General features: G+C 37.4%; 10 protein-coding genes. 2 read left to right on the forward strand and 8 right to left on the reverse strand.

Features of this window, described 5'->3' with window-relative positions:
* The 6 genes from CALSC_RS21475 to CALSC_RS21500 all read right to left on the reverse strand — a co-directional run.
* Window positions 1–232 (reverse strand): leucine-rich repeat domain-containing protein (locus CALSC_RS21475; protein ID WP_200817706.1); only part of this gene is annotated, 232 nt, incomplete at its 3' end.
* Between the two features lie 140 nt (window positions 233–372).
* Window positions 373–912 carry a mechanosensitive ion channel protein gene (locus CALSC_RS21480; RefSeq protein WP_088243305.1) on the reverse strand — a complete coding sequence of 180 codons (540 nt, stop codon included), beginning with the start codon at window positions 910–912 and terminating at the stop codon, window positions 373–375.
* Between the two features lie 338 nt (window positions 913–1250).
* The gene (gene hpsU, locus CALSC_RS21485; RefSeq protein ID WP_088243306.1) at window positions 1251–1823 is read right to left on the reverse strand and encodes a hormogonium polysaccharide biosynthesis acetyltransferase HpsU; all 573 of its coding nucleotides are present in this window, start codon (window positions 1821–1823) and stop codon (window positions 1251–1253) included.
* A gap of 95 nt (window positions 1824–1918) precedes the next feature.
* Window positions 1919–2854 (reverse strand): glycosyltransferase family 2 protein, encoded by a 936-nt coding sequence (locus CALSC_RS21490; RefSeq protein ID WP_200817707.1) that lies wholly within the window; start codon window positions 2852–2854, stop codon window positions 1919–1921.
* A gap of 34 nt (window positions 2855–2888) precedes the next feature.
* Window positions 2889–3839, reverse strand: coding sequence for a glycosyltransferase (locus tag CALSC_RS21495; protein ID WP_088243308.1), 951 nt, complete (start codon window positions 3837–3839; stop codon window positions 2889–2891).
* A 386-nt stretch (window positions 3840–4225) separates the two neighbouring features.
* On the reverse strand, window positions 4226–4999 hold the full coding sequence (locus tag CALSC_RS21500) for a hypothetical protein (RefSeq protein WP_088243309.1): 774 nt from the start codon (window positions 4997–4999) through the stop codon (window positions 4226–4228).
* 349 nt (window positions 5000–5348) lie between these two features.
* On the opposite strand from CALSC_RS21500, the gene cobU reads away from it, so the two are divergent.
* Window positions 5349–5903 carry a bifunctional adenosylcobinamide kinase/adenosylcobinamide-phosphate guanylyltransferase gene (gene cobU, locus CALSC_RS21505; RefSeq protein ID WP_088243310.1) on the forward strand — a complete coding sequence of 185 codons (555 nt, stop codon included), beginning with the start codon at window positions 5349–5351 and terminating at the stop codon, window positions 5901–5903.
* Between the two features lie 103 nt (window positions 5904–6006).
* Window positions 6007–6417 carry a hypothetical protein gene (locus tag CALSC_RS21510; protein ID WP_088243311.1) on the forward strand — a complete coding sequence of 137 codons (411 nt, stop codon included), beginning with the start codon at window positions 6007–6009 and terminating at the stop codon, window positions 6415–6417.
* Between the two features lie 180 nt (window positions 6418–6597).
* Here CALSC_RS21510 and CALSC_RS21515 read toward each other — a convergent pair whose 3' ends face one another.
* Together CALSC_RS21515 and CALSC_RS21520 are read right to left on the reverse strand one after the other, a co-directional pair.
* Window positions 6598–7953: a tetratricopeptide repeat protein gene (locus CALSC_RS21515; protein ID WP_088243312.1), complete on the reverse strand. Its 1356-nt coding sequence runs from the start codon at window positions 7951–7953 to the stop codon at window positions 6598–6600.
* Between the two features lie 266 nt (window positions 7954–8219).
* Window positions 8220–8501: ATP-binding protein (locus CALSC_RS21520; protein WP_235006883.1), on the reverse strand; the 282-nt coding region annotated here is incomplete at its 5' end.

An 8501-nucleotide genomic window follows, 5' to 3' on the forward strand; every position in this document is an offset into this window, starting at 1 on the left:
TAGTTAATCGGTTACTGTTTAAAGACAGGGAGGTTAAATTTTGCAGTTGGCTGATGGCATCTGGAACCCTGGTTAATCGGTTACCGCTTAAATCCAGGCAGGTTAAATTTTGCAGTTGGCTGATGGCATCTGGAACCCTGGTTAATTGGTTAAAGCTTAAATTTAATTTTTGCAGCCGCTTTTCTTTCGCTTCTCGGATTTGTTCCCGGATATGTTGAGGTGTATTAATCATGCCAATATTTCTGCCCTCCCACTGAAGCCATATCATACTACATCAGCACTGAGAGACTTTACGTGTTGTCATAAAAATATGTCATTGCCAGCTTGGTGAAGATTTTAGCTGACAATGACTACCATAGTGATTAAAAAGGGTTAATCATCCCAATGAAAGCGATAGAACAAATACTCATTCTTAAAATCATGATCATCAGTTACGTGATGGATATATTTCTCATTCATTAATCGTTGTCCAAGACTCAACGCTTCTAATTCAGAAACCTTCAAATAATCCATTATCCAACTAACTGCTTCCTTACCAATAAAACATCTGGAATATTTTCTCAGGCGGTATTGGCGATCCATAATTTTGACTCCACCAATATCTCGCATTGCCCTAACCAAAAAAGGCAGATTGACAATAGAAACTATATCATCTGAATTGGTAAACTTCTTGAGAGCTTTATCATGATGCCACAATCTAATGCTATTTTCACTCTCTACCAGTAGACATAATGATTTCCCTTCTAGAAATAACTTACGTCCTTTATTAATTGCAATTTGTTTATTTTCTTGGGCATATACTTCCCCTGGGTAAAATAGTTTATTCTGATAGTCAATACCTTGGATAACTTTGGATTCTTTACCTTTAATTACCGAGCAATATTCTATGTCTCTAGAATGAACAATAAACATAATTTTTTTTATAAATAATTTTTATAAATATTTTGTCTATTACCTTTATCTATTTATCTGTTAACAGATTTTGTGAAAAAAGATAATGGATATATCCCAGATTTTATCATTCAATTAAATAATAAAAATTCAAATCTCATCGCTTAATTACTCACAATGACGAAAGATTATTTATCATAAATAAAATCAGAGTTATATATAGTCTATATAGCTGCAAAAATTTATTTTGCCAATAGTAATTATGCCGAAAAATTCACCTACCTCACATCTTATATCTTCTCAATAAAGGTAAGGTGGGTAGCTCAAAATGTAAGGTGAGCACTGCCCACCCTACGACATTACTTATTAATTATTACTTGCCTAGAATACTGAGGACGACAGGGAGTTCCCCAACAAACTTGCTCCTGGGGAATATTGCTAAAAACACTACTACGGGCACCAATGACGGCATTAGCACCAATTTCTACTCCTGGTGCAATAAAGCTATCTGCTGCAATCCATACTCCATTACCAATAGTAATTCTAGCTGTTTGCAAACCAAAGGCAGGATCATGAATATTATGGTTCCCCGTGCATAGATAGCTTTTTTGAGAAACTACACAATGTTCACCAATGTGGATTTCATCTAAGCTGTATAAAACAACATCATCTCCAATCCAACTGTAGTCACCAATACTGACTTTCCACGGGTAGGTAAAGCGGGCAGTAGGTCGAATTAATACACCTTTGCCAACTTTAGCGCCAAAGAGTCTGAGCAAAGCGCAACGCCAACTATTGCAGGGATGGGGAGTCAGAGGAAAAGCGATCGCTTGTACAAACCACCATAGTAAAATATACCAACTTGCCCGTCCGCGATCAAACCAAGATTGATCATACTGACGCAGGTTTACAAAGGGTTGATCGTGTGACATAAGTAGGTGTTAAAAATTGTCGCTCTGATAAGGGTTTATTAGTATTTTTTGACTATTTTGTGCGGTGAAAGATGGCTGTACTTTTCATTTCCTCCTCAAGTCCCTATATTTATATATGTGTTTTCTTCCCTGCTCCCCTGCCTCTTTGTGACTGTATTTAGCTGTCCATGACAATGGCATAACTCGTATAACTTCACCCCAATTTGATACTCATATTGACTCAATAATCTGGCATAAATATATCCAGCTTTGCCGTCTAAAAAACCCAAATTAATGAAGTAAAACAAAATAAAGCGTAAAATTGGTTTAAATGGCAGTCTTACCCAAATATGTTTTAAAAATCGCTTACGTTGCACAGGGTCACCCCATAAATTTGCCCCAATAGTATGGCTATTATCTTGTTGCTTGAGAATATTATAGTAAACCTTAGCTTCCCAATTAGAATAGCGATTATGCCTTTCTAACCAGTGATATAAATCGCGAAAATCTTCATGTAGCATATCCTTTTTGAGATAGCCAATTTGACCTGTTAAAACTACATGCTCATGAACTTCATTATCACCTGTATTGGCAATATTTTCAGTATTTAAATTTTCATAGCGACCTATTTTATGCCTAAACAAACGTAAATTCCAATCAGGATATTTACCACCATGACGAATCCATTTACCTAAGAAAAATACTCGACGATTGAGATAATAGCCATTATAACTAGGGCTTTGAATTGCCTGTTCAATCTCCAACCATAACTCAGGAGTAATCCGTTCATCACAATCAACAATAAGTACCCATTCGTTACGAAAATTTATATTTTCTAAAGACCAATTTTTCTTTTTTGGCCAACTACCATTAAAATAGAATTGAACTACATTTGCCCCATATTCTTGGGCAATTTCCATAGTGCGATCGCTACTTTGAGAATCGACTACAAATACTTCATCAGCCCTTTCTAAACTAACAAGACAAGCTGGTAAATTAGCTTCTTCGTTTTTGGCTGGAATTAACACAGACACAGGAATTTTTGTAGACATAATTTATATAATTATTAGTAAAATATTAATCAAATCAATCTTCTTCACATCTATTTTTCCCCATAGATGTAGATATTAAATCCTGAATAACCGCATTTAAATAACCAATTTGACCGTAAGCATACACAAATTTATCAAACCGTTCCGCAGGGTCAGCAAAATGTTGTAATGACTTATATAAACCACGCACAAATCTTTCACTACCGCGCTGAATTTGAGCAAAACCGGCTTTACCCATTAATTGTTCCCGATAGCACTCACTAATACCTTGCCACCAACCACGATTTAAAAACCAAGAACGTTGTAATCTTTCTGGAGCTACATTATGGTATACCAAAGCATCAGGAACATAGGCGACTTGCCAACCTTTTTTTAAAGCAAGCTCAGTCATTTGTAGCTCTTCATTTGATAGTAATTTCTGACCAATGCGACCAAGATGAGGGTCAAAACCACCAATCTGTTCTAGAAAACTCCGACGGATAGAATAATTTAATCCTCTGGGAGTTAAACCTGGACGATCGATATAAACTAGACTTTCACCCAAATCATAAGTACCCAAATTAGCTGCTAATCCCGGCGACAACCACTTGGGTGCTTCTATACCCTGGGGAAATAGTAAATTAACTTTACCACCTGCGATCGCTAATTTTTGATTATCTTCATAAGCTGAATGTAAAACTTGTAACCAATGGGGACTAGCAACAGCATCATCATCTAAGTATGCCAAAATATTACTGCCCGCAACTTTAGCACCAGTGTTACGGGCAATGGATAAACCAATATTAGGTTCCTCAACATATTTCAGACGAGGATTCCCCAATCTTTCTTTCACAACTTGGTAAGTACCATCGCTCGATCCATTATCAACCACCACCACTTCAAACCCAAGGGCGAAATCCTGCCCCAAAAGGCTATCTATGGCAGCACCTAAATAAAAATCTCGATTGTGAGTGCAGATAATAGCGGAAATTTGCAGGTCTGACATGGGTTAAAGTCTAGATTTTAGATTGCTATGAACTAGTCTAAAATCTTAGTTCTCACTAATTGCCTATTGTATTGCCCGCTAATTTATACCAAAAACTGCATACTCACCAACCGAGTTTCTTCGGAACCCATATACAATCTCTAGAGCATCAATTCAGTAATCGAGAGCAATCATCAATCCCGTGGGAGGTGTGGGAGTGAGGGAGTGATGGAGTGAGGGAGTGAGGGAGTGAGGGAGTGAGGGAGTGATGGTTGATGATTGGGAGTTAAGATTTTTATCTTTCCCTCTTTCCCTCCTTCCTTCTTTCCCTCTTTCCCTCTTTCCTTCTCTCCTTCCCCTCTTCCCTCTCACTTAACCAGGGATTTTGGCATTACTGAATTGATGCTCTAGGACTCTTGGAGATGCCCGTATAAAGCCACCAGAGTTTCAGCTAGTTGGTTAAGACGAGTTTCTAAATATTGTTTGCGTCCCAATATTTGGCGTAACTTCTGATAACGAGCAATTGCCATACTCACACTCGGTACTTGTTCCGCAGGACAAGGACGAGACCACACCTTACCAGCAGAGTCTAAAGCACACAAACGATAGCCAGCCCGAGACAATCGATCTGAATTCCCTTGATTAGCAGCACAAATATCTTCCACATAGTCCATGAGGCTATCAACTTCTGCATGGCGTAATGTTGCCGTTCCTCTTGTTTCTGGCTGCTTTTGATGGGATTCTAGCCAACCATTCACAATTGGCCCTTCTAGGTGAATATCTTGAATTTGTCGGACAATTATTTTTAGTTCTTTCTGCCACTTAGCAACATCTGTCTGAATATCTTCTAACAAATTCATTGCTAAAGCAGGGTTAGCAGCATGGCGATGATTACTAAAACTAGGAGTTTTAAACTTGGGTAGATGGGGAAATTCCTCTCCATCGCTTTGGGTTGGAAATGTCTGTACGGAAATATGCTGATGAAAGAACTCCTGAGGAGTAGATACGTTGTTTTCCTCTAATACCGATTTCTGCGGGGCTGATGCGTCCACTGATTGTGCCCCAACACTAATCCGAAAAGATACAGAGCCATTGGAATTACTACCGTTTTGGGAATTGGAAACGGCACCACGTCCTAAATCATGTAAAGTTGCTTCAATGCGTTTTAAGCTTACTTTCATAAAAATATACCCACAGTTTGCATGACCTGATTGTGTTAAAAAATGCACTAATAATTACAGGATGAATGATGCAAGATGTAGATGCCATGGGCACTTACAACAACGGAAGGGGAAATCCCCTCTGTGTTCACCGCCACCTAGTTTACTCCTATGAGAGACATTACGGAAGACCCACAAGAGTATTTTTTTATTCCCTGGTTAAAAAAAGTAACCCTGATACTGATTATGTGGTTAGTGCTTATTTGATCTATTAAATAATAATTGGGATGAAAAACCCTACCTCTAAAGATCGAAAAACTATGATATCCAACTGCTAGCTGCCAAAAATTAACACATTGAGGAAAAAGTTTTGAGTAATATTATTTTAGTGACTGGACCAGCCCGTTCCGGGAAAAGTGAATGGGCAGAAACATTAGCCATGCGATCGCAAAGGTCAGTAGTATATATAGCTACAGCTAACCACGATTCCAGTGACCAAGAATGGCAACAAAGGATTCAACAGCACCAGCAGCGTCGTCCAACAGATTGGTCAACTTTAGAGGTTCCTTGTGAATTATCTCACACCTTGGCAGATGCTCAACCTAGTAGTTGTATCATAGTAGATTCCTTAGGTACTTGGGTAGCAAATTATCTAGATACGGATGAAACTAGTTGGTTAAATATTGTCCAAGATTTTTTGTCAACCGTAGAACTAGTAGCTGCGAAGATGATTTTTGTCGCCGAAGAAACTGGCTGGGGCGTTGTACCAGCTTACCCCATGGGCCGAACTTTCCGCGATCGCCTTGGTGCTTTAATACGCCAATTAAGTTGCATATCTGATACTGTTTATTTGGTAACAGGAGGATATATTCTCAATCTTTCCCAACTAGGCTCTCCATTACCAAATATTAGTCATAATTCATGAATGAAATTAACAATAAGTAAAACTGTTTAACACTTTATGACTTTTAACTTTTTCTTCCAACTTAATTGTGTAAGATCCATAGTAAAAAATGTAAGATTATATTATGGCTGATCAACAACAAGTAAAAGAATATCTTGCTCACTGGTTCCAGTTGGGTAAAAGTGTAGTGATTGATAAAGGCAATATTATCTTGTTACCGCAAACGATAATTGCTGGGAATCATTACAGCGAAGAATTTGAACAGTGCTGGCAAAAAATTATCTCACCTGGGACAGGTGATTGTCATTTAGAAGGTACTCATCAAACTATTGCCGAACTTCTATCACCAGCTTGGGAAATGAATCAATGTTCTCGCTGTGATATGCCTATAGCAATGCGTAGCTTAGGAATGCCAACAGAGATTTGTCCTTGTCATTACTTACCTGAATGGCCAAATACAGAACTTCCACCACCACGATGTCCTGTTAATACACAAGCTCGCCTGAAACAAATTAAGAATCGATTACTTAAATAAGGTTGAAATAGTTAAGACTTAATAAATCTTTAAACTCTCAAGCTTTTAGCCTTTAATACTTATCACTTTCGCATAATACGATAAAATTGTTCAATTGTAGCACTACGCAGTTAGGGCGCGGATATTGTTGAAGCACCAAACCTATGAACAGTGAACTTATTACTTGCGCGTAGCACTATATCAATCACTCAGCCATGCTAGCTTTTGCATCGTATTCCACATCTGTTGAGCTTGATTCTTGTCTCCGATTATGGTGTAAAGATTGTATGCCTGATTGTAATAGGAAATAGCATCTGCATAGTAGTTTAATTGATGAAAACTAGCCGCTACTCCTAGGGCTGAGGCTGCTTGTTTGTCAGTCTGATTTACTTCTTGAGCCAGGGTAAGAGCACAACGAAATGACTCCATCGCTGGAAAATATTTTTGTTCTAGATAATAAACTTCACCAATATTAAAAAGTACTTGTTGTTGACTAGGTTTAGCTCCAATATCTTGGACAATTCCTAAAGATTTTTGGTAATAGACTAAAGCCTGTTTGTATTTAGCAGTACATTTATAGATAGTGGCAATTTTTGATAGAGCCACAGCTTCACCCAACTGATTATTAATTTGACGGCTAATCTCTAAAGATTCTATATTACAATCAATTGCCTGCTCAATGCATTCGCTCTGAAAATACACATCACTTAAACTCTGTAAAATACTAGAACGTACTTGCTTATCATCAATATATTGAGAAATCTCTAGGGCTTTTGTCAAACAATTTTCTGCTTGTTTGTATTCTCCTTTATACTTGTATACCTTTGCCAAATTGTGATAACTAATCATTAAGAGATTTTTGTCATCTATTTTTTGGGCAATTGAGAGAGATTGGGAATAAATTTCTAAGGATTGCTCCCAGTCTTCTAATTGAATATAAAGATTACCAAGATTACCTAGGGAAATACCTTGAATTTTGATATCACTTAATTTAAAAGCTATTTTTAAAGCCTGTTGAGTATAATTAATTGCTTGTTTGTACTGTCCTAAAAACTGGTAAGTATTTCCTAGTGCTGTGAGAGCATTTTGTTGCCATCGATACTCATTTATCTCACAACTAATTGCCAATTGATTTTGAAAATACTCAATTGCCTGCTGATATTTTCCTGAATTATAATAGTTAGTTCCCAGCCCCCACATAGCAGCAACTTGCATCACTCGATTATCTGTTTTCCGAGTTAACTCCAATAATTGAGTAAAAAAGTGAATAGATTCATTACTTAAGCTGAGATGTAGATAGCAATTACCTATATTATAGAGGGCTATTTCCTGCCATTCCTGACGATTAATTTGCCAAGATAGCGCCAAAATTTGTTGATAGTAATCCAAAGCATTGGAAAATTGGAACAGTTGTTCGTAGAGTGATGCAATTTGACTCAGACAAGTCAACTCTTGTTGGGTATCTTGATTTTGGCAAATAATAGACAATTGGTCTAAACAATTAGAGAGTTGACTGTATATTAATGGGTTATTATCTGGTGGTTCCACTTTTGTCATCAGTGCATATACTAGATATAGTTTTATTTTAACTATATAGCTTCATCACCATAAATTGAATATTTGTACAAAATTGTTTGTAAACTGTGGAGTGAACAAGCTTCTAACTGAATCAAACAATAGAAAATATACAAAGTTGACCGAAAAAGAAAAGGATACAAGCCCCTAAATTTACTTGTGAAAGCTCCCCTTTTCTCCCGTGCTCCCTTCTCCCGTGCTCCCTGCTCCCCTGCCTCTTCCTGAAAGTCCCTATGAGGTGTTTTAGATCAGGTAAGATAAGGGGAAGTAGGATTAAGTATATTCCCTGAATTTTCCCCTATGGTTATTGGCTGATTTGGCATTTGGGGAGAATTATTGTCAGAGTCTTCTGCAGAATTATCTGAGTCCATTGATGTAGACAACAAAGATTTATTAATTAAAGGCAAAGTAATTGTTACCGTAGTACCCTGGTTGATGCCATCGCTTTCTAAGGTAATAGAACCTTCCATTAGTTCCATTAAATTACGGGAAATTGCTAATCCTAAACCCGTACCACTAAATTTACGGGT

The sequence above is a fragment of the Calothrix rhizosoleniae SC01 genome (genome assembly GCF_900185595.1).
GTDB classification, from domain to species: domain Bacteria; phylum Cyanobacteriota; class Cyanobacteriia; order Cyanobacteriales; family Nostocaceae; genus Calothrix_A; species Calothrix_A rhizosoleniae.

Bases quoted from the DNA above. Each gene is read 5' to 3' on its own strand.
- CALSC_RS21480 (WP_088243305.1), bottom strand. From the start codon at position 912: ATGTTTATTGTTCATTCTAGAGACATAGAATATTGCTCGGTAATTAAA.
- hpsU (WP_088243306.1), bottom strand. From the start codon at position 1,823: ATGTCACACGATCAACCCTTTGTAAACCTGCGTCAGTATGATCAATCT.
- CALSC_RS21490 (WP_200817707.1), bottom strand. From the start codon at position 2,854: ATGTCTACAAAAATTCCTGTGTCTGTGTTAATTCCAGCCAAAAACGAA.
- CALSC_RS21495 (WP_088243308.1), bottom strand. From the start codon at position 3,839: ATGTCAGACCTGCAAATTTCCGCTATTATCTGCACTCACAATCGAGAT.
- CALSC_RS21500 (WP_088243309.1), bottom strand. From the start codon at position 4,999: ATGAAAGTAAGCTTAAAACGCATTGAAGCAACTTTACATGATTTAGGA.
- CALSC_RS21510 (WP_088243311.1), top strand. From the start codon at position 6,007: ATGGCTGATCAACAACAAGTAAAAGAATATCTTGCTCACTGGTTCCAG.
- CALSC_RS21515 (WP_088243312.1), bottom strand. From the start codon at position 7,953: ATGACAAAAGTGGAACCACCAGATAATAACCCATTAATATACAGTCAA.